This window comes from Embleya hyalina, from assembly GCF_003967355.1.
GTDB lineage: Bacteria > Actinomycetota > Actinomycetes > Streptomycetales > Streptomycetaceae > Embleya > Embleya hyalina.
In genome coordinates this window covers 15096-39854 of sequence record NZ_BIFH01000064.1, presented here as the reverse complement: position 1 = coordinate 39854, position 24759 = coordinate 15096, and the positions used below count along the sequence as shown (strand labels likewise).

Sequence of the window (24759 nt, the reverse complement as noted above, 5' to 3'; positions counted from 1 at the left end):
CCACTCGGCAACGCTCCCCGGCACACTCGACCCGACCCCCCTCCCCTCCCGCCGCTGCCGGGCCGGTTTTCGGTGAGCAACGCACCCGTCTCGTCGAGAGCTTCGGGTCTCCGAGCCCCGCACGCCGGCGCCGCCCGCCCCACGACCCGGACCAGCCCGCACCAGCCCCCGCGACCACAAGCGCAACGCCCGCCGAGGATGACCTGCCTACTCGGGAACGCTCCCCGGCGAACTCGACCCGACCCCCTCCCTGCCTGCCGCTGCGGGCTGGTTTTCGGTGAGCACCGCACCCGTCTCGTCGGGAGCTTCGGGTCTCCGAGCCCCGCATGCCGGCGGCGGCCCGCCTCACGACCCGGACCGACGTCGCACCGGCACCCCGCCACCAAAGGCGCAACGTCCGTCGAGGATGACCTGCCTACTCGAAAAGGTTCCCCGGCGGACTCGACCCGACCGCCCTCCCTCCCTGCCGCTGCAGGCCGCTTTTCGGTAAGCAACGCACCCGTCTCGCCGAAAGCCCCAGTCTCCGAAGCTCGAACGCCGGCGGTGGCCCACCACACGTGTCGGATCGGCCCGCACCGGCCACCCTCAGCGACAAGCGCAACGCTCGCCGGAAGCCGCCCCGGCCCACTCGGAAAGGCACCCCCGGGAACTCGATCCGAGCCCCCTCCCTGTCGGCCGCTGTTGGCCGGTTTTCCCCAAGCAACGCGCCCGCCTCGCCGAAAGCCCCAAGCCTCCGATCCCCGAACGCCGCCGGCCGGCGGCCCACCCCACGACCCGGGCCGGTCCCGCACCGCCGGCCGGCCCGCAACCCAAGGCGCAGCGCCCGCCGGAAGCCACCCGGCAGACCCGACCCGACCGCCTCCCGCTCCCCACCGCCGGCCGGTTTTCGCCGAGCGACGTAAATGTTGTCGCGGTGGCCCCGCGTGGGTGGGCAGTGGCGCCGCAACGGCTGATGTTGGGCTCGATGGTCCGGCCGGGCTGCGGTGGCGCGGTTGGTCAGGGAGTGGGCGCGGGTGCGGGTGCGGGGGCTGTGCTGGATCTGGGGATCAGTTCCGCGTCCACGTCCACCGTGCGTGGGGTGACCGTCGGGCCGGTGAGGATCATGTGCATGGCCTGGGTGCCGATGTCGGCCAGGGGGAGGCGGATCGTGGTCAGGGGTGGGTTGAGGTCGGCGGCGAAGGGGACGTCGTCGAAGCCCACCACCGAGACCTGGTCCGGTACGCGCAGGCCCAGGTCCTCGCGCAGGGCGGCCAGGACGCCGGCGGCCATCACGTCGTTGAGGACGACGAGCGCGGTCGGTGCGGACGGGCCGGTCAGCAGGGTGCGCGCGGCGGTTCGGGCCTGTTCGCGGGTGAACCCTCCGTCGACCACCTGACTCGGGGTCAGGGGAAGTCCCAGCGAACGGAGTTGCCGCCGGGCGCCGTCCAGCCGATCCCGGACCGTGGTGAGCGCGCGCGGGCCGGACACGATGCCGAAGCGGCGGTGGCCGAGGTCGTACAGGTGGCGCACGGCGAGGGCGGCGCCGGCGCGGTTCGCCGGGCGTACGGTGTCGGCCGCGATTCCGTGTGAGCCGACCGCGATCACGTGGCCGCCGTCGGCGCGGTAGGCGTCCACCTCGGCGGCCAGTCGTCGGGTGAACTCGCGGTCGGCGAAGCCGCTGCCGGCCAGGACCACCGCGCGGGCGCGTTGGGCGCGCAGCCGGGCCAGGTAGTCGAGCTCCAGTTCGGGGTCGCGGAAGGTGGCGGCGAGCATCACCAGCAGCCCGTGTTCGCGGGCGACGCCCATCGCGCCGGCCGCGATCGCCGCGAAGTACGGGTCGGCGACGTCGTGCACCACCACTCCGACCACGCTCGTCGTGGAGCGGGCCAGCGCCTGCGCGGGGGCGTTGGAGACGTACCTGAGTTCGCGGGCGGCGTCGAGTACGCGCTTGCGCAGTTCCTCCCCCACGATCCGGGTCCCGCTGCTGCCGTGCAGGGCGCGGGAGGCGGTGGCGGAGGAGACCCCGGCGCGCTCGGCCACCTGCTGGAGGGTGACGGGGCCCGTCGGGCGGGCCGCAGGCGCGTCGGAGGTCGGAGTCGGCATGGGCACAGAGTAGCGATTGGAAAGCGCATACCCAAGTGGATGCCGGGAGCCGTGTGCGCGCACTGCGCCTCCGCCCCGCCTTCCCTTGACCTCGGCGGCCTCGCGCCCTAGCTTACGGGAAAGCGCTTTCCCGCTCCGTCCACCCGCCTACCGAGAGGCCCCCATGACCACCCAAACCCTCGGCGTCGTGATGAACGGCGTCACCGGCCGCATGGGCTACCGCCAGCATCTGGTCCGCTCGATCCTGGCCATCCGCGAGCAGGGCGGCGTGGCGTTGGCCGACGGGTCGCGGGTCGTGCTCGAGCCGGTGCTGGTCGGGCGCGACGCGGACAAGTTGCGCGCGATGGCCGACCGGCACGGCATCGCCGCCTGGACGACCAGCCTGGACACCGCGCTTGCCGACCCCGCGAACACGATCTACTTCGACGCGCAGGTGACCACGGCGCGCGAGCGGGCGATCCACGCGGCGATCGCGGCGGGCAAGCACATCTACACCGAGAAGCCGACCGCCGAGACCCTGACCGGCGCGCTGGACCTGGCCCGGGCCGCCGACGCCGCCGGGGTCAAGCACGGCGTGGTGCAGGACAAGCTGTTCCTGCCCGGACTGCTCAAGCTCCGCCGGTTGATCCAGGGCGGCTTCTTCGGCCGAATCCTGTCCGTGCGCGGCGAGTTCGGCTACTGGGTGTTCGAGGGCGACTGGCAGGCCGCACAGCGGCCGAGCTGGAACTACCGGGCCGAGGACGGCGGCGGCATCGTCGTCGACATGTTCTGCCACTGGTCGTATGTCCTGGAGAACCTGTTCGGCCGGGTCGAGGCGGTCACCGCCAAGGCCGTCACGCACATCCCCACCCGCTGGGACGAGCAGGGCCGGGAATACCCGGCGACCGCCGACGACGCGGCCTACGGCATCTTCGAACTCGCGGGCGGGGTCGTCGCGCAGATCAACTCGTCCTGGGCGGTGCGGGTGAACCGGGACGAACTGGTGGAGTTCCAGGTGGACGGCACCGAGGGCAGCGCCGTCGCCGGGCTGCGCCGATGCCGCGTCCAGCACCGCTCGGCGACGCCGACTCCGGTGTGGAACCCGGACCTTCCGGTCACCGAGTCCTTCCGGGACCAGTGGCAGGAGGTCCCGGACAACGCGGGCGACAGCGGCTTCGACAACGGATTCAAGGTCCAGTGGGAGGACTTCGTCCGCCACGTGGTGTCCGACGCGCCGTTCGCCTTCGACTTCCTCGCGGGCGCGCGGGGCGTACAGCTGGCCGAGTGCGGCCTGCGCTCCTCGGCCGAGGGCCGGCGGATCGAGCTCCCCGTTCTCGACGGGAAGTCCGCGTGACCGCCCGCCTGTTGCTCCCCACGACGACCGGCGCGATCGAGCCGTACGAGCTCACCGGCGTACACCTGGGCGCGGTCCCCGGCGGCCCGGCCTTCCGCGAACGCACCGCGTACGCCGCCGCGCACGTGGTGGCCGATCCGCTCGCCGACAACACCCCGGGCCGGCCGGCGGCGCCCGACTGGGACGCCACGCTCGCCTTCCGACGCCACCTGTGGTCGCACGGCTTCGCCGTCGCGGACGCGATGGACACCGCGCAGCGCAACATGGGCCTGGACTGGGCGGCCACCGCCGAGTTGATCCGCCGCAGCGCCGCCGAGGCGGCCACGATCGGCGACCCGTACGCGTTGATCGCCTGCGGCGCGGGCACGGACCACGCCGGCGTCGGGCTGACCGTGGATCAGGTGATCGCCGCCTACACGGAGCAGATCGCGGTGGTCGAGGAATCGGGCGCCAAGGTCGTGCTGATGGCGAGCCGGCAACTGGCCGCGGCGGCGCGGGGGCCGGAGGACTATCGGCGGGTGTACGACGCCCTGTTGCGGCAGGTGCGGCGGCCGGTCGTGCTGCACTGGCTGGGCGAGGTGTTCGACCCGGCGCTGGCCGGCTACTGGGGCTCCGAGGACGTCGACGCGGCGACGGAGACGTTCCTGGACCTGGTGCGCGAGCACGCGGATCGGGTCGACGGGGTCAAGGTCTCGCTGCTCGACCGCGACCACGAGGTCCGGCTGCGCGCGCAACTGCCCGCCGGGGTACGCCTCTACACCGGGGACGACTTCCACTACCCGGAGCTGATCCGGGGCGACGGGCAACACTTCAGCCACGCCCTGCTCGGCATCTTCGACGCGATCGCCCCGGTCGCGGCGGGCGCGTTGCGGGCGTTGGACGCGGGCGACACGGATCGGTACGAGGCCCTGATGGCGCCGACGGTCCCGCTGTCCCGGCATCTGTTCGCGGCGCCCACCTACCACTACAAGACCGGCATCGTCTTCCTGGCCTGGCTGACCGGCCGCCAGTCCGCCTTCACGATGGTGGCGGGCGCGCAGTCGGCCCGCTCCGTACCGCACTTGGCCGAGGCGTTCCGACTGGCCGACGCGGCGGGCCTGTTCCCGGATCCGGAGTTGGCGGCGTCCCGGATGCGGGCACTGTTGACGGTGGCGGGGGTGGCGTCGTGAGCACGAACGAGGCGACGGGATCGGAGGCGCCGACCGTGACGGCCGCGGCGGAGTCCGCGACGGCATCGGCATCACACCGACCCGCCCCGGACCCGACAGCGGTGGACGTCCCGAGCGGGCGACCCGCCGGCGTGCCGACGCCCGCGGTCGGCGACGCGCGGTTGGCGCGGCTCGCGCTGAACCAGTGGACGACGCGGGAGTGGTCGCTGCACGAGGCGGTCGAGGGGTGTGTGCGAGCGGGGCTGCCGGCGATCGGGCTGTGGCGGGACAAGGTCGCCGACGCGGGGCTCGCCGAATCGGCGAAGCTGGTGCGCGAGGCCGGGTTGCGCGTCTCGTCGTTGTGCCGGGGCGGGTTCCTGACCGCGCGCGAACCGGGCGCGCGGGCCGAGGCGATCGCGGACAACCGTCGCGCGATCGAGGAGGCCGCGGCGTTGGAGGCGGCCTGTCTGGTCCTGGTCGTCGGCGGACTGCCCGCCGACGAACGGGACTTGCCGGGAGCCCGGGAGCGGGTCGCCGAGGCGCTGGCCGAACTCGCGCCGTACGCCGGGGCGCACGGGGTTCGGCTCGCGTTGGAGCCGCTGCACCCGATGTACTGCGCGGACCGTGCGGTGCTCTCCACCCTGGACCAGGCGCTGGACCTGGCCGAGCCGCATCCGGTGGAGCAGGTCGGCGTGGTCGTGGACGCGTTCCACGTGTGGTGGGACCCGTACCTCCCGGCGGCCATCCGCCGGGCCGGTGCGCGGATCGCCTCGTTCCAGATCTGCGACTGGGTGCTCCCGCTGCCCGCCGACACCCTCCTCGCCCGAGGCATGATGGGCGACGGCACGATCGACTTCCGGGCGATGGCGACGATGGTCGAGGCGGCCGGCTACCGGGGCGACATCGAGGTGGAGATCTTCAACGCCGACGTCTGGTCCGCCGACCCGAACGCGGTGCTGGCCACGATGAAGCGCCGGTACGTGACGGAACTCCTGCGCTGAGCCCACGGGTTGCCCCGAGCGCCCGGCGACTCGGCCGGAGCGCTCGGGGCGGCCGTTCACCATCCGGTCGCCCCGAGCCGGCGTCGGCCTGCCACCGCATGGGTACCGGCGGGGGCGTCCGAACCGGCCCCACGTCGAGCGCGGCCGAGCGGCGCCGACAATGGTCCGGGTGGCTCGGTCGGGCCTGCGGAGGAACCGGCTCCACCCATCGGACGTGGGCAGGAGCCGTCACGGGGTACCCCGCCCCAGGCGTGCCCGGGGTCGGCCCCGCCCGCACGCGTCCGGCCGACTCTCACCGATACGAAAGTGGATCCATCATGCGCATCGTGCTTGCTCCCGACTCGTTCAAGGGGACCGTCGAGGCTTCGGTGGTGGCCGAGGTGTGGGCGGAGGGGTGGTTGCGGGGGCGGCCGGGGGACGAGGTGGTGTCCGTGCCGTTGGCGGATGGGGGCGAGGGGACGCTCGACGCGGTGGCGCGGGCCGTGCCGGGGGCGGTTCGGGTGCCGGTGGGCCCGGTGCCCGGGCCCGATGGGCGGCCCGTGGACGGTGCGTGGTTGCGGCTGCCGGACGGTACGGGCGTGGTCGAACTCGCCGCCGTGTCGGGGCTGCCGCTGATGGCCGCGCCCGATCCGACCGGGGCGCATACCGCCGGCCTCGGCACGGTCGCCGGCGCGGCGCTGCGGGCCGGCGTGTCCGCCCTGGTGGTCGCGGTGGGCGGTTCGGCCTCGACCGACGGCGGTACCGGCGCCCTGGCCGCGCTCGGCGCCCGCTTCCACGACCACGACGGTCGCGAACTGCCGTACGGCGGCGGCCCCTTGGCCCGAATCGCCGCGATCGACACGAGCCGGCTCGCCGCTCCTCCGCCCGGCGGCGTACAGATCCTCACCGACGTCACCAATCCGCTGCTCGGCCCGACCGGCGCGGCGGCCGTCTTCGGCCCGCAGAAGGGCGCGACCCCGGCCGACGTCGCGGCCCTGGACGCCGGCCTCGCCCGCCTGGCCGCGCTCCTCGGCGGCAACCCGACCGCCCCCGGCGCCGGTGCGGCGGGCGGTACCGCGTACGGCCTCGCCGCCGCCTGGAACGCCTCGATCGTGCCGGGCGCCCTGCGCGTCGCCGAACTCGCGGGCCTGCCGGACGCACTCGTCGGCGCCGACCTCGTGATCACCGGCGAGGGCCGCTTCGACGCCACCTCCGCGCAGGGCAAGGTGGTCGGCACGGTCCTCGACCTGGCGCACCGCGGCGCCGGCGTCCCCGTGGCCCTGATCGCCGGCTCGATCGCCGCCCCCTTGCCTCCGGGCGTGCCGGCCGCCACCGACCTGACCACGCTGTCCGGCTCACCCACCGAGGCCCGAACCAACCCCACCCACTGGCTCCGCGAGGCCGCCACCCACCTGGCCCGCGAATTCCGCCCCGCGTCCGCAACCTGACCACCCCACGGGCGACTTCGGCGCAGCGGCCGTGACGAGCCGACCTCGCCCCCAAACGGCAGCGGGGCGGCCGAGGGAGTACGCCGCCGCCGGCCGTGCCGGCGCGCCGAGCCGATTCCGGCACACGGTGCCGTGGCACCCTGTTCGCGATGTCCGCCGGCCGACCCCGGGCCGGCTGCGGCGGTTCGCCAGGGTCGCCGCATCCGCCCGACGGCGCAGCCCCGGACCTCGGCGACCCGACGGCCCGCCCCGGCGCCCCACCCCGCGCTCCGCTCCGGCACGCCGCCCCACGACCCCGCGCCTGCGCCCCGCCCCGCAGCCCCACCCGCGCCCCCGCGCCCCCGCCCACATGGCCGGTAAGGGCGGCTAGGGTAAAGGGATAATGAACTGGTTTTCTGCGCCTTCGGGCGAGTTCGAGCTCGGCCGGTATCCCGAGGATCCCCGTGATCTGCTGCGCGCCTGGGATGCCGCCGACGAGTACGTATTGCGGTACCTCGCCGGCATCGACGACGCCGAGCCGACGGATCTGTCCGGCTCCGTCGTGGTCGTGGGCGACCGATGGGGTGCGCTGGCGACCGCGCTGGCCGAGTCCCGGCCGGTACAGATCAGCGACTCGTTCCTCGGCCAGGAGGCCACACGGACGAACCTGGCGCGCAACGACGCCGACCCGGATTGGGTGCGGCTGCTCTCCACGCGGGACGCGCCGCCGGAGCGGATCGACGTACTGATCGTCCGGGTGCCGAAGAACCTGGCCCTGCTGGAGGACCAGCTGCACCGGCTCGCGCCCGGGGTGCACGCCGACACCGTGGTGGTCGGTACCGGGATGACCACCGAGATCCACACGTCCACGCTCAAGCTGTTCGAGCGGATCATCGGCCCGACCCGGACCTCGCTCGCGGTCAAGAAGGCCCGGCTGATCTTCGCCACGCCCGACCCCGCGCTGCCGCGTACCGCGAGCCCGTGGCCGCACGGCTACACGTTGCCGGACGGCCTGGGCGCGGCGTCCGGGATCGTGACCGTCAACCACGCGGGCATCTTCTGCGCCGACCGGCTCGACATCGGTACCCGCTTCCTGCTGCGCAACCTGCCGCGTCGCGTCGGCCGCGACCGGGTGGTGGACCTGGGCTGCGGCAACGGCGTGGTGGGTACGGCGGCGATGCTGGCCAATCCGCGCTCGGAGGTGTTGTTCGTCGACGAGTCGCATCAGGCGGTGGCGTCGGCGCGGGCCACGTTCGAGGCGAACCTCGGGACCGACGCGGGCGCCGAGTTCGCGGTGGGCGACGGGGTGACCGACGTGGCGCCCGAGAGTGTCGACCTGATCCTGAACAATCCGCCGTTCCACACCCACCGGGCCACCACCGAGGGGATCTCGTGGCGGATGTTCGCCGGTTCGCGCGCGGCGCTGCGCTCCGGCGGCGAACTGTGGGTGATCGGCAATCGGCATCTGGGCTACCACGTGAAGCTGCGCCGGTTGTTCGGCAACTGCGAGATCGTGGCGAGCGACCCGAAGTTCGTCGTGCTGCGGGCCGTGAAGAAGTAGGGGTCGGGCCCGTCCGGGGACTGGACGCAGGGCGGCACCAGCCACCCGCCCGTCCACCGCCCCGGCCCGGCCTGCCTCGCCCCTCCCGGACCGGGCCCGGGCCGCGAGCCGGCGCCGGACCCGTCCCGCCCCCGCTCAGTCCTCGTTCTCCACCCGCGACAACATCCGCTTCAGCAGCGCGTTCAGTACATCCCGATCCGCCTCGTCGAGCGGCCCGACCATCGCCCGCTCGGCCCGGTCGAGCAGTTTCATCGCGGCCGTCCAGCGTTCCCGGCCGGTGTCGGTCAGTTCGACGTCGACCCGGCGGCGGTCCTCGGTGCCCCGGATGCGGCGGATCAGGCCGGCCTTCTCCAGGGTGTCCAGCCGCCCGGTGATGCCGGCCGGCGACACCATCAGCTCGCCGGCCAGTTCGGACGGGGTGGCCCGGTACGGCGCGCCACGCGAGGACAGTCGGTGCAGCGTCTCGAACTCGAAGCCCTGGAGCCCCACCTCGGCGAGCGCGCGTTCCTTGACCTGCCGCATGTGCCTGTTCAGCATCTGGATGCGGGTGACGATGCCCTCCACCCGCTCGTCGAAGGGCGCCTTGTCCCGCCAGCGCGCGATGTGCCGGTCGACCGAGTCCTCGGTCCCGGGCGGCCTCGGCTCCGCGCGCTCGCCGCCCCGCGTCCGCCGATCCTGGTCCGGTGTCCGGTCCCGACGCTCACCTTGCATCCGGTCATTATGCTATGCGGACCACTGATTCGCTGGCGAAAGATTCGCTGACGAATTATATTGCGGCCATGACGTCCTCGACCCGGCGGCTGGTCCTCGGCCGCTCCTTCGCGGCCTTCGCGACCGCGCTGATCCCGACCACGCTGACCCTGGCGCTCGTACACACCGGCTCCAACGGCGATCTGGGCCTGGTCCTGGCGTGCGAGCTGATCCCGATGTTGCTCCTGCTCCCGGTGGCCGGGGTCATGGCGGACCGCTTCCCTCCGCACCGGGTGGTACTGATCGCCGACCTCGTACGCGCCGCCGCCCAGTCGGCGATCGGCGTCGAACTGCTCTCGGCCCCGCCCAGGATCGCCGACCTGGCCGTACTGTCCGCGCTCACCGGCGCCGCCGTCGCGTTCGGCACGTCGGCGATCCATACCCTGGTGGTGTCGGTGGTGCCCGAACCGGAGCGGATGCGGACCAACTCCCGCCTCGGCGTGGTCCAGGGCCTGGCCCAGATGGCGGCGCCCGCGGCCGCCGGCGGACTGATGCTCGCGGTCGGCGCCGGCTGGTCCTCGCTGCTCACCGGGCTGCTGTTCGTCGGATCGGCCGCCACGTTCGGCGGCCTGCGTCCCGAGCGGGTCCTGCGCCGGGCCGAACCGGGGCCGTTCCTGGGCGAGTTGCGGGCCGGGTGGGCGGAGACCAGGCGCCATCCCTGGTTCCTGGCCAGCGTGATCACGCACGGCGTCTGGCACCTGGCGGCCGGCTTCCTGCTCACCCTCGGCCCGATCATCGCGGTGGACCGCCTCGGTGGCGACCGGTCCTGGGTGATCATCGCCCAAGTGGGCACCGTGGGACTGCTGTTCGGCGTGTGGGTCTCCTCCCGACTGCCGATTCGCCGCCCCTTGGTGGCCACCACCTTCGGCGCCGCGCTCTACGCGGTCCCGCTCACCGCCCTGGCCCTGCACACGCCGATGCCGGTCGTCGCGGCCGGCTACTTCGTCGCCATGCTCGGTCTCGGCGTGCTCAGCCCGTTGTGGGAGACCACGATGCAGCGCCGGATCCCGGCGGACGCGTTGGGCCGGGTCGGCTCGTTCGACGCACTGATCTCCTTCGCGGCCCGCCCGCTCGGTCTCGCCGTCGCCGCTCCGGTCGCGGCGGCGATCGGCAGTACGACACCGCTGTTGGTGGCCGCCGTACTCGTATTGGCCTCGAACCTGGCCCTGTTGCTGCTGCCGGACGTCCGGATGACCACGAATGCGACGGAGAACGCGGCAACGGACGCGCCCCTCGCGGCGGAGCCCCCGACCGAGTCCGCCCCCGCCAAGCACGCTTGACCCACCCGAGGCGGACCGGGCCACGCCGCGAATCCGATTGTTCCGCCCCGCGTCCGCCGCCAACCTGAGTCCGCGACGACGACGGCGTGTAGCTCGGCAGGAGCACCAGGCTCGGGACCCGGAGGGCGCCGGGGCGGAACCCGCCATGCCGGCCATGGACGACAGCGGAGAGCAGTGACCGGGGCCCACGCCCGAGAACGCCGCCGGTACCCATGTCGGCGGGCAACCGGCGCGAGCCCTCCGCACGGCCGCGACCCACGAGGACGCGGACACCCGCCGACCGCGCCGAACTCCGCCTCGGGCGTTGGCGCCGGGCGCTGCACGGCCTGCGCGACGGGTCGCTGCGGGCCGACGACCGGTGCGGTGGACGACGAGCCGGCACCGGTCGTCGGAGTCGGGGCAGGGGCGTCGGGCCGGTCCCGGTGGGGTCAGGCGGGTGGGAGGCCGCCGCCGGTCAGGGCGGTGCGGGCCTCCTCGATCGAGGTGGTGATGCCCTTCGCGTCGGCCGTCTCGGCGAGTGCGCTCGCCTCCTCGATCAGCGCGAGGGCGTCGTCGCGGCGGTCCTGGCCGGCGGCGATGTAGGCCAGGCCGACCAGGTTGGCCGCGACCCCGGCGGGGAAGTCGAGTTCGCGGCGCAGTCGGGTCGACCGCTCCAACCGCTCCCGCGCCCGATCGAGCCGGCCGGCGCGGTGTTCGGCGATGCCCAGGTGCCGGAGCGCGTACGACATCGTCCGCCGGTCGTCGGCGCCCGTGGCCAACTCCAGGGAACGTTCGAGGGCGGGCACCGCTGCGGCGTCGTCGTCCCGGATCACCTGGTGCAGTACGCCGATCCAGAACAGCGCCTCGCCCTCGCCGCGTTCGTCGCCCAGATCGCGGTACAGCTCCGCGGCACGTTCGAACAGGGCCGACTCGCGCGGATCCTCGCCGTCCGCCCGGCGCTCCAGGAAGCGCGCGTGCAGGACGCGGCCCCGCGACAGGGCCAAATCCGCCTCGACGGCGTCGAGTTCGCGGTCGGCGGCGGGCAACGCGGCGGTGTCGCCGCCGAATACCGATCGCTCGTAGAACACCCTCGCCCGCTCGAAACGTTCGTCGACGCTCATCAAGGCCCCCAGGCATGCGCGTATCGAATGCCCCGAGTCTAGTAACGGGTGGAGCGCGATGGGCCGTGGTGGGCTCCGCTGCGGGGGCGGCGGCACCGGCAGGGATGTAAAGAAAACTAGACTCCGCGTCTGGCTTGCTTTACATTCGCGGTGTCATCGTTGTCCTGACCGGGAGTCGGCGTGGCGTTCGAAGAGAAGCGTGCGTGGATCATGGCCGTGGTCACGGTCGTCGCCTACGGGACCTACCTCGCCCTGATCCTGGGCCGGGCCGGCGACGCCCCGCTCGCCGAGGTGTCCTACGCGGCGACCCTGCTGTGGTGCGTCGGCGCCGCGATCGTGGCGACCATCGTCCTGCACATCGTGGTCTCGATCGCGTCTCCCGAGGGAGCCGATCGAAAGGACCAACGCGATCGGGAGATCGGCCGATTCGGCGGATACGTCGGCGGCTCATTCGTGGTGGTCGGCGCCGTCACGGCGTTGGGTCTGGCGCTCGCCGAGGCCGAGCCGTTCTGGATCGCCAACGCGATCCACCTGGGTTTCTGTCTGTCGGCGGTGCTCGGTTCGGCGACCCGGATCATGGCCTATCGGCGGGGTTTCCTGCCGTGGTGAACAAGCCGACCAGGGTCACCAACACCATCCGCGCGCTGCGCTTCGCCCGCGGCGAGATGACCCAGGCCGACCTGGCCGGTCGGATCGGGGTCACCCGCCAGACCGTCATCGCCATCGAACAGGGCCGCTATTCACCGTCGTTGGAGATGGCGTTCCGGATCGCGCGGGTGTTGGGCGTGCGACTCGACGAGGTCTTTCAATACCCCGACGAGCCAGAGGAGTTGCCGTGAGGGCTTTCCTACAGGACGCGTACGGGCCACCGGACGTACTCCGGTGCGCGGACGTCGAGCCGCCGGTGGTGGGCGATGCGGACGTACTGGTACGGGTCCGCGCGGCGGGCGTCGATCCGGGCGTGTGGCATCTGATCACGGGTCGGCCGTATGTGCTGCGGCTCACCGGATTCGGTCTGCGCGCGCCGAAGGTGAAGGTACGTGGCATGGACGTCGCGGGTGTCGTCGAGGCGGTCGGTCCGAAGGTGACCCGATTCCGGCCCGGAGACGAGGTGTTCGGCACGTGCCGAGGCGCCTTCGCCGAGTACGCGTGCGCGGCGGAGGACAGGCTCGCGGCGAAACCGGCGAATCTCGACTTCGAACAGGCCGCAGTCGTCGCGGTATCCGGCTATGCCGCGCTCCAGGCGCTTCGGGACGCGGGGCGGGTGCGGTCCGGGCAGACGGTCCTGGTCGTCGGCGCGGCGGGCGGCATCGGGACGTACGCGGTCGGGCTGTCGAAGGTGTTCGGCGCGCGGGTCACCGGCGTGTGCGGCACCGGCAAGGCGGACCTGGTGCACTCGCTCGGTGCGGACGAGGTGATCGACTACACGCGCGAGGACTTCACCGACGGAACACGCCACTGGGACCTGATCGTCGACACCGCGGGTCACCGCCGGTTGACCGACCTGCGCCGCGCGCTCACCCCTCGGGGCACCCTCGTACTCGTCGGCAGCGAGACCGGGGGCCGATGGCTCGGCGGCACCGACCGCACCCTGCGAGCCGTACTCCTGAGCCCCTTCGTCGGCCATCGTCTACGCGGCCTGGTCTCCACCGAACGCCCGAACGATCTGCGCTTCCTCCGCGAAACGATCGAGAGCGGCCGGTTGACCCCGGTACTCGACCGCGCCTTCCCCTTCGCCGAAACCCCGGAGGCCGTACGGTACATCCACGCCGGGCACGCACGGGGCAAGGTCGTCGTGACGATCCCGTAGCGCACGGGCGGCCGTCGACCGGGGCGAAGCCGGGCGCCTCGCCGGGCGAGAATCCCGCCATACGGCAGCGCCTCGTGCTTTTCGACTGCCGGATTCCGTCGAGACGCTGTGCGCGGGGTATCGGGGCCGAATGTCGCGCCTTGCCCGGTGTCGGCCGGAAGTACCGCCCGGGCTCGCCGACTTGCGGGTGCCGATCGGCGGGTGGGCGTGGCGACGAACGGTCGTCCACGTCGGCAGGCGGCCACGATGCGGTGTGGCCGTGTGCCTCGACGGATGGGCCGCCTCGGTCGAGGAGGGCGTCCGCAAGCCCGCGCGGCGCCTCCTCGAGATCGCGGCCGCGCGGTGTGGCGTGGCTTCGCCCGCCGACGGCGGCTGGTGCGTCGGGGACGACCCGACGGCCGATATCGGGGGCGGACGCGCGGCCGGACCGAGCACGATCCGGGTGTGGCGGATCCCGGAGTGGCCGGTCGGGTCGGCCGGTCGGCGGCTCCGCCGGATCATCGGGTCACGGACGTACTCGACGCGTTCGCGATCATCCGTGCGGAGGATGCCTCCGAGGGATCGTCCCGATCCGGCGGGTGAGACCGCAAGGCGACCGAACTCCCGCTTCGTGGGCACGGGTTCGGACGGGGACGCCGACGTGACCGCGAATGTCACCGGGACGGCCGGTGGTTCGTGACGCGTCCCGCCTCCGGCCGCCTCCCGCCGACGATGCGACCCAGGTCGGGGGCGACCATCCGCCGTCACCCTCCGGTCGGGCGAATTCGTGCGCCACGAAGCCCACTCGGCTCGACCCCGCGAGCGATCCGCGGGGCGTCGCCTGCTGCGATCTTGGTCGGTGAACGGGTCGACCCACGTCGGCCCACCGAACACGGGGATCCCACATGCAGCCGCTGCATCACACCGAAGCCCGAGACCCAACCCCCTCGGGTCGACTTCGCGCCGCGTGGCACGCCGCCCACGAGCCCGTCCCCGGCGTCTCCCGCCGCCTGCGACTCGTGGCCTACGCCGTGCCGTTCACCGTGCTACCGGCCGGCCTCTGGCGCCTCGCGGCGGTCCTCGACGAGAGCATCGGCATCGGCGAGCGGTGCTACATCGTGTTCCTGTCCGCCTTCTCCGAGGCCGTCGCCTTCACCGCGATCGGCCTGATCGCCCGCTGGGGCGAGGTCTTCCCGCGTCGGATCCCGATCCTCGGCGGCCGTCGAGTCCCCCCGAAGCCGGTCACGATCGTCGCCGCCCTCGGCGCCACGTTCCTGACCCTCCTGTGGACGGTCCTGACCCTGATCACCGAAATCATGGGCACCACCGTCCGCGGCGACGACCTGCCCGACGACTTCCCGAGCCGGGCGGGCGGCTGGGAAGCCGCTTCCTACTACATCTGCTACGCCCCGTTGATCCTGTGGGGCCCGCTACTCGCCATCCTCACCATCGCCTACCACCGCCGCCGAAAGTAACCCCGACACCCGCACACCCGACGGCGGTCGACCGCCCGGACGTCCCCCTTCGACCGACCGAACGGCCGAGACGGCATCCTCTAGGCGGCGTCCGGCCAGGCTCGGGTCGGGCCGGTCTTGGCCAGGTATGCCTCGGTGTCGGCCCGGGTCAGCACCGCCTCCAGGGTGAGGTCGCCGGGGAGGGCCGGGTAGAAGCGGCCGGCGTTCCAGGTGCGGCCGTACGTCGGCGGATCCAGCACCAGCAGGCGCTCGCCGTCGACGAGCGGGATGTCCGCCGGGCAACCCTCGTTCCAGATCCACGAGCCGTCCGCCGCACACAGGTTGAACACGCCGGTCGCCTGCGGCTGCCCATCGGGCACGGCATCCCGGTACGCGGCGACCACCTCGGCCGACGGCGCGTCGCCGGCGATGTGGCCACCTCCGACGAGGAGATGCGCCAGGAGCGTGTGCAGTTGGAAGTTGTCGCCGATCCGGGTCACCCGCACGCGGTAGCCCGTCCCGGACGGACGGTGCAGAACGACCAGGGGCTCGTCCTCGAACATCTTGAGCAGGTAGCGCAGGCACTTGAGGTCGGCATCCCCGCGCGCGGCCTCCTCGACCAGCGCGACCAACGTCCCGTCGGCCTGCGCCGCCCGGCGTACCCCGGCGTGGAGCAACACCGCGACGCCGGCCATCTCCCACAGCGGCAACTGCATCCACGCGGACACCGCACCGAACTTCCGCGCGTCCATGCCACCGATCGCCGCGATCCGCTCCACCACCTCGCCGAGCACCAGGTGGTTGCGTTCGGGCAGTTCACCACCCACGGTGTCCTCCCACAGCGCCGGAAACTCCATGACATCGCGCATGGCCTCGCCCACCCCGGCGAGGATCGGCTCCGAACAGGCCTGCGGATCGGCCCCGTGCTCCACGCAGGCACCGACCATCACGGCGAGAATCCCCTCGGCCCCCATCGGAACCCGCGGCAACAACGCCGCCATCCGCGGCCCCGCCTCCACCCGACTCGCCGGCTTCGCATCCTGTATCGCGCCGCTCAACGCGTGGAAAGCCTCATTGAGCAACACTTCATCCTGCTCCTCCAAGGCCCGCTCGAGCCGGTCGACCGCCTTGGACAGAGCACGCTCGCGAAAGATCATCCCCGCAACATAGCCACCCCCACCCACACGCCCACCACACTTCGAAATGCCCTGCCGGAACGGCGGGCGAGGTGTATCAGCCGGTGTCCGGCCGGCCGTCGCGCCTCGGGGTGGGGCGATGTCGCGGCCGCGGTCGTGTGGGGCGCGGACTCGGCAGGGATCGGCCTCGGCCGTCGTGCCGTGGAAAGCCGCCTCGCCCGGGGGCGAGGCGGCTCGGCCGGAGGGGCCTTCGGCTACATGTTGATCATGTGGCCGGCGAGGCCGTGGATGGCTTCCTTCACGGCTTCGCCGAGGGTCGGGTGGGCGTGGACGTTGCGGGCCACCTCGTGGACGGTCAGGTCCCACTGTTGGGCCAGCGTGAGTTCCGGGAGCAGTTCGGTGACCTCGGGGCCGATCAGGTGCGCGCCCAGGAGTTCGCCGTGCGTGCGGTCGCTGATCACCTTCACGAAGCCGACCGGGTCGCCCAGGCCGTGCGCCTTGCCGTTGGCCGTGAACGGGAACTTGGCGACCTGTACGTCGAAGCCCTTCTCCCGCGCCTGCGCCTCCGTCCAGCCGAAGCTGGCGATCTGCGGCTGGCAGTAGGTGGCGCGCGGGATCATCGGGAAGTCGAGTTCCATCGTCTCGACGCCCGCGATCGTCTCGGCGGCGATCACCGCCATCGACTCGGCCGCGTGCGCGAGCATCAGCTTCGCGGTGACGTCGCCGATCGCGTAGATGTTCGGGACGTTGGTCCGGCCGCGGCCGTCCACGTCGATCGCGCCGCGCTCGGTGAGGGCGACGCCGGTGTTCTCCAGACCGTACCCGCTCACGCGCGGCGCGAAGCCGATCGCCTGCAGGACCTTGTCCGCCTCCAGCACCTGCTGCTGCCCGTCGCGGGTCACGGTGACCCGGACCTTGGCGCTCGGGTCGCTGTCGTCGATCGACTCGACCCGCGTGGAGGTCAGGATCTCGATGCCCAACCGCCGGTAGCGCTTGGCGAGTTCGGTGGAGACCTCGACGTCCTCGAGCGGCACGACCCGGTCGAGGAACTCGACGATGGTCACCTTCACGCCGTAGTTGTGCAGGACGTACGCGAACTCCACGCCGATCGCGCCGGCGCCCGCGATGATGATGCTCTCCGGCAGCCGGTCGGTGAGGATCTGCTCCTCGTAGGTGACCACACGCTCGCTGAGCGAGGTACCCGGCAGCAGCCGGGTGGTGGCGCCCGCCGCGATGATGCAGTGGTCGAAGGTGAGGGTCTGGACGCCGCCCGCGGTGAGCGACACGTCCAGGGTGCGCGTGTCGACGAACGTGCCGAGCCCGTCGAACTCGGTGATGCCGTTCTTCTTCATCAGGTAGTGCACGCCGTTGACCCGGCCGTCGGCCACCTTGCGGCTGCGCTTGAACGCGGCCTCGTAGTCGAACGTGACCGAGCCCTCGACGCGGATCCCGAAGGTCTTGGCCTCCTGCGTGAAGATGTGCGCCAGCTCCGCGTTGCGCAGCAGCGCCTTGGACGGGATGCAGCCGACGTTCAGGCAGACACCTCCCCAGTACTTCTGCTCGACGACCGCGACGCGCAGTCCGAGCTGCGCGCTGCGAACCGCCGCGGTGTATCCGCCGGGACCGGCACCCAGGACGACGACGTCAAAGTGATTGCTCATGATCCATACGATATGCGGCCGGCGTCGCGCCCGGGACGACCGGGGCGCCCTCGCCGGGGCATGCTCCGCAGGCCCCGCCCGACGCCCCGCCGAAGGCCGCCACGCCTCCCCGCCGGCCGCCGCCACCCCTCCCCGCCGGGCCCGCTACGCCTCCCCCGCCGGGGGTCGTACCCGCCGCCCCGTCATGCGTTCGACGCGGATCCGGATGCACACGTCGCGGCGCCCGGCCGGCCACGGGCCCGCGTCCGCGCCCGGCGCGTCGGCGGGGTCGTCGTCGGGCTCCGCCGTGCCCCGGATCAGTACGCTCCAGCCGATCCGCGCCGCGTCGACGATGTCGTCCACCTCGAACAGCACCGGGCCCGCGACCCGGGCCAGGGACGAGTCGGCCGCGGTACAGAACACCACGTCGCGGCCGAGCAGCACGTAGTTGACCGGCAGTACGAACGGATCGGGAGCGTCGAGCGCGGCCACCCGTCCGACCAGTTGCAGGGCGACCCGGGCCAGGCACTCCTCCTCCGTCATCACCACCACCTCCCGCTCCGGGGCCGGCTCCCGACCCGGCGGCTCCAGCGCGACCCGATGCGTGAAGGCCGCGGACGACGGGGCCAGCAGGTCGTCGACGGTGGTTTCGAGCGCGTCGGCGAGTCGGGACAGAGCCGGCGCCGACGGCGCGGTCGAACCGGTCTCGACGGAGTGCACCCACCCGCCGGGCAACCCCGTACGACGCGCGATGTCCGGTACGGACAACCCGAGTTCGCGTCGTCGGGCGGCCACCCGCCGGGGCAACGCGTCGGTGGATGGACGGACGGTACCCGCAGTCTCCTCGGTCATCACCCCAGCCCACTCCCCACGACCCGGTTCGACCGGGCATTGCGCCGATCGGCGGCGCGCCCCCTCGGGCGCCGGCCGAACACCGCGCGTCGATCCCTACAGACATCCCGCACCGGCCGCGCTACCGTGCCCGAACCCCCGGTCGAAGCGTGTGGGAACACCGCCGGACCGGGTCGTGATCGGTCGCATCGCGCAGAAACGATCGGGAGGCACGAATGGGCGGATTCGCGGACGGGCGGCCGGCGGCCGAGGTGTTGGCGGAGTTGACCGCGCTGCACGCCGGGGACGAACCCGGGCGTGGGCGGCCCGGGGTGGCCAATACCTTCGACTCCGGTTCGGCCTCGGTCGAGGACGTCGCGGTCCGCGCGTTCGAGCTGTATCTCCACGTGAACGGCCTGTACCCGACCTCCTTCCCGAGCGTGGCCACGCTGGAGCACGAGGTCGTCGCGATCGTCGGCGAGCAGGTGCACGCCCCGCCGGGCGCCGCCGGGAGCTGGACCAGCGGCGGCACCGAGAGCTGCCTGCTCGCGGCGAAGGCGGCCCGGGACGCGCGCCCCGACGTACAGCGCCCGCGCATCGTGTTCGCCCGCTCGGCACACGCGGCCTGGGCCAAGGCGGCCGGGTACTTCGGCCTCGACCCCGTCATCGTGGAGATCGACCCCGTCGCGATGACCGCCGACGTCGCCGCGATCGAGCGGGCGATCGACGACGACACCGTCCTGGTGGTCGCCTCGGCGCCGTCCTACGGCCACGGCGTCGTCGACCCCATCCCCGAGATCGCCGCGATCTGCGCCCGGCGCGGCGTGCGCTGCCACGTGGACGCGTGCATCGGCGGCTGGGTGCTGCCGTTCGCCGAACAGCTCGGGCACCCCGTCCCGCCCTGGGACTTCCGCGTCCCCGGCGTGGACTCGATCTCGGTGGACCTGCACAAGTACGGCTACACGCCCAAGGGTTGCTCGATCCTGCTGTACCGTACCGCGGCACTGCGCCGATCCCAGTACTTCGTCGGATCCGACTGGACCGGCTATCCGGTGGTCAATCCGACCATGCAGAGTTCGAAGTCGGGCGGCCTGATCGCCGCCGCGTGGGCGGTGCTGCGCCACCTCGGGGCGGACGGCTACCGCGAATTGGTCACCGAAACACTGGCCGCCACCCGCGAACTGGTCGACGGGGTCGGAGAGATCCCGGAACTGCGCATCCTGGGCGCCCCCGCCGCCAGTCTGGTCGCGGTGACCACGAACGGCGTCGACTTCTTCGCCTTCCTGGACGAACTGGAGCGCCTGGGCCGGTCCGTACAGCCCCAACTGTCCCAGCCCAACGTGCCCCCGACGATCCATCTGACCATGACCGCGACACACGGCCCACACGTCCCGGATCTCCTCCACGCGCTCCGCACCGCCGCCCGCACCGCGGCCACCCGCGAACCGCTGCCCACCGCCGAGCAGTTGCGTGCGGTCGACCGGCTCACCGCGCTCGCCGCCGCCGACGGCGGGGTGTCGCCCGACGCGCTGACCGAACTCATGGTCGATACCGGCCTGTTGAGCGACGGCCGACTGGCCCCGGTACACGCGCTGCTGGACCATCTGCCGCCAGGTCTGCGCAAGGCCGTCCTACTCGCCTTCTTCGAGGGCCTCAACCCGCCCCTGTAGGCCCCGGCCCGGCACCCGCGCGAAACCGCCCGCCGCGCCCGGCCGAACCGCCGCTGGCCTGGTCGGCACGGCGATTCGCCATGCTTCGCCACCCGCGCCGCACCGATTGTGTCCTACCGCCGGAACCTGGGCGCCGACTAGCGTTTCCTCCGGTACGACAGGAGCCGATGCCGTCGATCGGCCGCCTCGGGGCCCGGTCGACGGGCCGGCCCGGAACATCCTCGCCATCGGCCGCCCCGCCGGTGTCCGCGTACCGTCCCCCTCTCTCCCCCCGGGACGCATCCATGACCCGCCAAGGAGCCACGCCATGCCCGTCAACGCCGCTCTGCTGGACGAGATCGTCGATCAGACCGCCCGACTCATCTCCCTCGACGTGACCCGGATCGACCCCGACGACACCTTCGCCGAACTGGGCGTGGACGCGATCCTCGCGGTCGAGTTCGCGGACGTGCTCGGCAAGCGCTACGGCATCTCCGTCGCGCCGGCGGCGATCCTGGCGCGGGTCACGCCCAGTGGCCTGGCCGAGTTCGTCGACCAGGTGCGCGCGGGCGGCACGGCCTGATCAAGGGCGACCGGCGATCACCCGCCGCGCTCGGCTCGGGCGGACACGCCGTCGCGTCCGGACAGGAAGGCCCGAAGCACGGCAAGGGACCGTTCCGGGGCCTCCCGAAAGGCCCCGTGACCGGCGTCCGGCAGTACGTGCAGCCGGGTCTCGGCATTGACCAGGCCGGCCGCCAGACGCCGCGCCGCGCTCGCGGTGGTCACCGGGTCGTGCTCGCCGGCCAGGACCAGCGTCGGGCAGGTGACCGCGTCGAGCCCGATCCACTCCTCGAAGTGGTCGGCGAGGTGGTACCGGAACCGCTCCCCGACGTCGTGGTTCCACCGGATCCGGCGCGCGCGGTCCACGGCGTCCGGGTCGCCGTCCGCACGGCGGGAGTACAGCGGTACGCAGACCTGCTCCCAGCCCCGCCGTATCTCGTCCGAACGCTCGCCCTGCCAGTGGCGGCGGGCGATCTCCCGAACCCGCGCGCCACCGAGGCGTTCGAACACGTCGAGTCGCTCGTCGACGCGGCCGGGCAGCACGCTGTCCAGCACCAGCCGGCCGACCCGCCCCGGATGCCGGATGGCCGCGGTGAGCGCGACCCGTCCGCCACTCGCGGTGCCCACCAGGATCGGCGCGGGAATGTCCACGACGTCACAGAACGCGACCACGTCGTCGGCCCAGCGTTCCCAGGTCCACAGCGCGGGGTCACCCCGCTCGGACCGCCCGCTGCCCCGCTGGTCGAGGTAGACGACCTGGGCGAACCGCGCGGCGGCGTACATCGCGGGCTTGAACGTCGAGTGGTCGGCGCCGGGACCACCGTGCAGCAGCACCAGGGTCGGCCGCTCGACCATGATCGGGCCGTACGGAACGACTTTCGGCCCATCGATATCGAAATAGAGCCGGATGTCACCTATGGACACACGCATGTCAACATCGTGACAGAGCAGACGCACATCGGCCGGAGGCCGCATCGCGGGGCGTGGCTCCGGCGGGGATCACGACGCCGCCGACTCGTCCCCCCGCTCGACACCCGCCCCGGCCGCCCGGGCGCTGAGCGCCGCGTCGACCTCGACCAGCCAGTCCAGGTTGCCGTCCGGGTCGGGACAGTGTTGCAGCCGAGCCAGGATGCGACGCCAGGTGCCGTCGTTTCCCCACACGGTGTACCGGTGATAAACGGTCCGCCACGGCCCGAACCGGTCCGGCAATTCCCACCACGCGCACCGACGCTCGTGTTTCCAGGCCACCGCGTCGATCACGGCCCGCCGATCGAGCCACCGCCCGCCCCGCCGCCGCGCCCGTTCCGGCAGCAGGGGCTCCACCAGCGCCCACTGACCATCCGTCAGCCCATCCCGACGACCCACACCCGAACCAACGACGCACCCACCCATCCGACACGGTGCCGATGTGGGTATCTCGGACGGGCCGGCGTGTTCGGTGGGGGTGAGCATGGAAGTTGGTTAGAGTCCATGGGGCAACTTGCACCATTTTGCCGGATTTTGCCAACTCTCAAGCGCACGGGCGAAGGATGATGCGATGCACCGGCAGGACATCGGACCTCGAATGTTCGGCGATCGACTCGGCTACAACCGGGCCGTCTCGGTGGACCGCCCGGATCGGTGGCTGGTGTTGGCCGGTCACGAATCCCGTGGACCCGACGGTGCGATCGTGCATGTACGGGATCTGCGCGGCCAGATCGAGACCACCTTCGACCGAATCGCCGAAACCCTGGGCGAGGCCGGTTTCACCTTCACCGACGTCGTGCGACTGCGCTACTTCGCGCTCGACGTCGCCGCCGTCACCAGCCACTTCGACGTGATCACCGCCCGTCTGGAACGAGAGAACTGCCGCCCGGCCACGACCCTGGTCGGCGTCACCGCCCTCTCCGACCCGGACATGCTGATCGAAATCGAGGGTCTGGCCGTCCGGTAGGGACGGGCCCGGCCCGGGAGCCAGTCGGCTCCCGGGCCGAACCCGGCGAAGACCCTGCGCCGTCACCCGTACACGGCGCCCGCCTCCTCCAAGTCCGCGACGCCCTCGGCCGCGCGACCCACGCCGGCCAGAAGCAGGGCATGGTCGGTGAGGGCACGGACGAGCAACGGCGCGCCGGCGTCGGGATCGGCGACGGCGAACGCCCGCGCGTGGTCGACGGCCTTGGCGAAGGCCGGCAACAGCCGATCGATCACGGCGGCACGCGGCATCCACGCGAACGCGGCCCGGACGTTGAGCCGACGTTCGAGCACGAGGCGTTCCGCGGCGCCGGCGGTCGGGCCGTCGAGCGCGCCCCGAAGCGCGGTTTCGGCTCGGACGTACCGGTCCAGGCGCGTCGGCGACCAGTGGTCGCGAGTCGTGGCGTGCGCGACGTCCGCCGGCTCGTCGGCGGCGCCGAAGACGGCCAGGTGGTGGGCGAGTCGATCGTGGCTCAGGCTGTGCACCGAACCGCGGAACCGGCCACGAACCGGAGCGTGGACCGGGCCCGGATCGACGCCTCGGCGATACGTCTCGACGGCACGCGCGAACACCGCCCGCCCCTCCACCCGCCGTTGCGCGGCGGCCAGTAGGTGGGCGCCGTAGAGCAGGATCGGCACCCGACGGTCGTCCGGCATGGCGTCGACGGCGACGGCGAGGCCGCCATCGCCACCGTCGCCGACGCCGCCGAGCAGTGGGGCGTACACCTCGGCCGCCTCGGCGAAGCGGCCCCGCGTGGCGAGGTGGCCCGCGTGGGCGGTGACGTACCAGTGCCGGTCGGCCGTCAACCGATGGTCCCGCCGCAGCCCGGCGGTGACCGCGACCGCCTCGGCGAACAACGACTCGGCCTCGTCGTCCCGTCCGTCCTCGACCAGACCGACGGCGAGTCCCAGCATCGCCTCGGCCAGGACCCGGCGCTCACCCCCTCCGGCCCGGGCGAGCGCGACAAGCTCACGTCGGACGGCAAGCGCCTCTCCGCGCCGCCCGTAGCGGTACAGCGCCCATTGGTGCGTGGTCTGCATCCCCCGCAACACCGCGTCCCGGTCCCGGTGTTCGGCCGGGTCCAGCCTTCGGCACAACTCGATCGCCTCGGTCAACCGCCCGAGGGTGAGACCCATGTCGGCCCCGTGCCGGGCGAAGACGTGCCCGGTCGTGTGCAATGCCACGGCCAACCGTCGCGCGTAGTGCCGCGGCCCGTCGACCTCTCCCAACACCCGGTAGATCCCGACCAATCGCTCCGCCGACAACCGCTCGACGTCGAACAGCGCGACTCGCGCGCGAGCCACCACATCGGCATTCGCCACATGCACCCCTGTTGTTCGTGTCCACCCCGTCGCGCCATTCGGCCACAACGCCACAACGCGCCCCGGAAACGCGCACGCCGCCGAAACCGCCGGACTCCCCCGGCGGCTCGATCGATCCGACATGTACGAACACCCGACGCCGCGCCCGTCCCCGGCGGCTCGTTGTCGCGGAACCGTACAGCGATCGATGCGCCTTCAGGCCGTACGCGAATTCCCATAGGGTGAGGGCGTATTAACCTCCGGACCCTGAACCCGGACCCCGGACCCCGAACCCCGGATCCCCGGAGCCGCGCCGGCTCCCGACCGGTATCCAGTGCCGTCAGGGCACCTGGCGGAGGTAGAGGGCGCCGCACGTGTGACAGACGGGGTGGATGCTGCCCCATTCGAGATCCGACCTGGTTTCGGCGTGCGGCAGGAGGGCGCGGCCGCACAGGGCGTCGGTACCGGCGTTGCGGATCATGTGCCAGAGCTTGATCGGGGCGGGCCGAGTGGCGGAGCCGTCCCCGGCGTCCCCGCCACCTCCGACCGATTCGGCGTATTCGGCGCACAGTTCGTAGACCACGAGCATGATCGCACCACCTCTGCGGGGCTCGGTCGACTTGCACATCTCACCCTTTCGTCCACTTTTGCACACGGTGACCCGTTGGACGACAAAGAGCTGTTCATGTTTCCGACGGGGCATTAAAAAGGGCCTCCGACCTGGGACTTGCATGGCGAGCTGCAACAGAGGCTGCATGAAGGCATGTTCGGAGGACTGCAGCGACA

At 72.5% G+C, this 24759-nt stretch carries 24 protein-coding genes and 1 tRNA gene; 15 read left to right on the top strand and 10 right to left on the bottom strand.

The features are described from left to right. Positions 1–996: 996 nt before the first annotated feature. The gene (locus tag EMA17_RS50360; protein ID WP_126643940.1) at positions 997–2082 is read right to left on the bottom strand and encodes a LacI family DNA-binding transcriptional regulator; all 1086 of its coding nucleotides are present in this window, start codon (positions 2080–2082) and stop codon (positions 997–999) included. A 163-nt stretch (positions 2083–2245) separates the two neighbouring features. Here EMA17_RS50360 and EMA17_RS50355 point away from each other — a divergent pair, with 163 nt between their 5' ends. From EMA17_RS50355 to EMA17_RS50335, 5 genes are all read left to right on the top strand, one after another. Further along, positions 2246–3415, top strand: coding sequence for a Gfo/Idh/MocA family protein (locus EMA17_RS50355; protein ID WP_126643939.1), 1170 nt, complete (start codon positions 2246–2248; stop codon positions 3413–3415). Next, a complete protein-coding gene (locus tag EMA17_RS50350; protein ID WP_126643938.1) occupies positions 3412–4584 on the top strand; it encodes a dihydrodipicolinate synthase family protein in 1173 nt (390 codons plus the stop codon). The genes EMA17_RS50355 and EMA17_RS50350 overlap by 4 nt, the downstream gene beginning before the upstream one ends. A gap of 131 nt (positions 4585–4715) precedes the next feature. Then, complete coding sequence (locus EMA17_RS50345; protein WP_218043283.1) at positions 4716–5564, top strand: sugar phosphate isomerase/epimerase family protein; 849 nt, start codon at positions 4716–4718, stop codon at positions 5562–5564. Positions 5565–5881: 317 nt separating this feature from the next. After that, complete coding sequence (locus EMA17_RS50340; protein WP_126643937.1) at positions 5882–6991, top strand: glycerate kinase; 1110 nt, start codon at positions 5882–5884, stop codon at positions 6989–6991. A gap of 382 nt (positions 6992–7373) precedes the next feature. Then, positions 7374–8531: a methyltransferase gene (locus EMA17_RS50335; protein WP_126643936.1), complete on the top strand. Its 1158-nt coding sequence runs from the start codon at positions 7374–7376 to the stop codon at positions 8529–8531. A 135-nt stretch (positions 8532–8666) separates the two neighbouring features. Here EMA17_RS50335 and EMA17_RS50330 read toward each other — a convergent pair whose 3' ends face one another. Continuing rightward, positions 8667–9242 (bottom strand): MarR family winged helix-turn-helix transcriptional regulator, encoded by a 576-nt coding sequence (locus tag EMA17_RS50330; protein ID WP_126643935.1) that lies wholly within the window; start codon positions 9240–9242, stop codon positions 8667–8669. Between the two features lie 68 nt (positions 9243–9310). On the opposite strand from EMA17_RS50330, the gene EMA17_RS50325 reads away from it, so the two are divergent. Then, a complete protein-coding gene (locus EMA17_RS50325; RefSeq protein ID WP_126643934.1) occupies positions 9311–10561 on the top strand; it encodes an MFS transporter in 1251 nt (416 codons plus the stop codon). An 82-nt stretch (positions 10562–10643) separates the two neighbouring features. Further along, positions 10644–10716 (top strand) — tRNA-Pro (locus EMA17_RS50320). A 273-nt stretch (positions 10717–10989) separates the two neighbouring features. On the opposite strand, the gene EMA17_RS50315 is transcribed toward EMA17_RS50320, so the two are convergent. Continuing rightward, positions 10990–11661, bottom strand: a complete 672-nt coding sequence (locus EMA17_RS50315) for a tetratricopeptide repeat protein (protein ID WP_126643933.1) — start codon at positions 11659–11661, stop codon at positions 10990–10992. Positions 11662–11841: 180 nt separating this feature from the next. On the opposite strand from EMA17_RS50315, the gene EMA17_RS50310 reads away from it, so the two are divergent. The 5 genes from EMA17_RS50310 to EMA17_RS50290 all read left to right on the top strand — a co-directional run bounded on the left by EMA17_RS50310 (position 11842) and on the right by EMA17_RS50290 (position 14925). Next, positions 11842–12270, top strand: a complete 429-nt coding sequence (locus EMA17_RS50310; RefSeq protein WP_126643932.1) for a hypothetical protein — start codon at positions 11842–11844, stop codon at positions 12268–12270. Beyond that, positions 12267–12500, top strand: a complete 234-nt coding sequence (locus EMA17_RS50305) for a helix-turn-helix transcriptional regulator (RefSeq protein ID WP_126643931.1) — start codon at positions 12267–12269, stop codon at positions 12498–12500. Before EMA17_RS50310 ends, EMA17_RS50305 begins: the two co-directional genes overlap by 4 nt. After that, complete coding sequence (locus EMA17_RS50300) at positions 12497–13471, top strand: NAD(P)-dependent alcohol dehydrogenase (RefSeq protein ID WP_126643930.1); 975 nt, start codon at positions 12497–12499, stop codon at positions 13469–13471. The genes EMA17_RS50305 and EMA17_RS50300 overlap by 4 nt, the downstream gene beginning before the upstream one ends. 130 nt (positions 13472–13601) lie before the next feature. Further along, entirely contained in the window at positions 13602–14150 is a 549-nt protein-coding gene (locus EMA17_RS50295) for an HAD family hydrolase (protein ID WP_126643929.1), read from the top strand. 205 nt (positions 14151–14355) lie between these two features. Next, positions 14356–14925: a hypothetical protein gene (locus tag EMA17_RS50290; RefSeq protein WP_126643928.1), complete on the top strand. Its 570-nt coding sequence runs from the start codon at positions 14356–14358 to the stop codon at positions 14923–14925. Between the two features lie 80 nt (positions 14926–15005). Here the strand turns inward: EMA17_RS50290 and EMA17_RS50285 are convergent, their stop codons facing one another. The 3 genes from EMA17_RS50285 to EMA17_RS50275 form a co-directional block, all read right to left on the bottom strand. Next, entirely contained in the window at positions 15006–16061 is a 1056-nt protein-coding gene (locus EMA17_RS50285; RefSeq protein WP_126643927.1) for a hypothetical protein, read from the bottom strand. A gap of 233 nt (positions 16062–16294) precedes the next feature. After that, complete coding sequence (gene lpdA, locus EMA17_RS50280) at positions 16295–17701, bottom strand: dihydrolipoyl dehydrogenase (protein ID WP_126643926.1); 1407 nt, start codon at positions 17699–17701, stop codon at positions 16295–16297. 144 nt (positions 17702–17845) lie between these two features. Continuing rightward, positions 17846–18532 carry a helix-turn-helix domain-containing protein gene (locus EMA17_RS50275; protein ID WP_126643925.1) on the bottom strand — a complete coding sequence of 229 codons (687 nt, stop codon included), beginning with the start codon at positions 18530–18532 and terminating at the stop codon, positions 17846–17848. Between the two features lie 215 nt (positions 18533–18747). On the opposite strand from EMA17_RS50275, the gene EMA17_RS50270 reads away from it, so the two are divergent. Together EMA17_RS50270 and EMA17_RS50265 are read left to right on the top strand one after the other, a co-directional pair. Continuing rightward, the gene (locus EMA17_RS50270) at positions 18748–20181 is read left to right on the top strand and encodes a pyridoxal phosphate-dependent decarboxylase family protein (RefSeq protein WP_126643924.1); all 1434 of its coding nucleotides are present in this window, start codon (positions 18748–18750) and stop codon (positions 20179–20181) included. Positions 20182–20488: 307 nt separating this feature from the next. Further along, entirely contained in the window at positions 20489–20743 is a 255-nt protein-coding gene (locus EMA17_RS50265) for an acyl carrier protein (protein WP_126643923.1), read from the top strand. A 17-nt stretch (positions 20744–20760) separates the two neighbouring features. Here EMA17_RS50265 and EMA17_RS50260 read toward each other — a convergent pair whose 3' ends face one another. Next, a complete protein-coding gene (locus tag EMA17_RS50260) occupies positions 20761–21651 on the bottom strand; it encodes an alpha/beta fold hydrolase (RefSeq protein ID WP_160161884.1) in 891 nt (296 codons plus the stop codon). A gap of 69 nt (positions 21652–21720) precedes the next feature. Further along, positions 21721–22086 carry a transposase gene (locus tag EMA17_RS50255; RefSeq protein WP_160161883.1) on the bottom strand — a complete coding sequence of 122 codons (366 nt, stop codon included), beginning with the start codon at positions 22084–22086 and terminating at the stop codon, positions 21721–21723. A 172-nt stretch (positions 22087–22258) separates the two neighbouring features. Here EMA17_RS50255 and EMA17_RS50250 point away from each other — a divergent pair, with 172 nt between their 5' ends. Continuing rightward, complete coding sequence (locus EMA17_RS50250) at positions 22259–22654, top strand: Rid family hydrolase (RefSeq protein ID WP_126643920.1); 396 nt, start codon at positions 22259–22261, stop codon at positions 22652–22654. A gap of 62 nt (positions 22655–22716) precedes the next feature. Here the strand turns inward: EMA17_RS50250 and EMA17_RS50245 are convergent, their stop codons facing one another. Both EMA17_RS50245 and EMA17_RS50240 read right to left on the bottom strand, forming a co-directional pair. Continuing rightward, positions 22717–23976, bottom strand: coding sequence for a hypothetical protein (locus EMA17_RS50245; RefSeq protein ID WP_148112353.1), 1260 nt, complete (start codon positions 23974–23976; stop codon positions 22717–22719). A gap of 337 nt (positions 23977–24313) precedes the next feature. After that, on the bottom strand, positions 24314–24562 hold the full coding sequence (locus EMA17_RS50240; protein ID WP_126643918.1) for a hypothetical protein: 249 nt from the start codon (positions 24560–24562) through the stop codon (positions 24314–24316). Positions 24563–24759 lie beyond the last annotated feature (197 nt).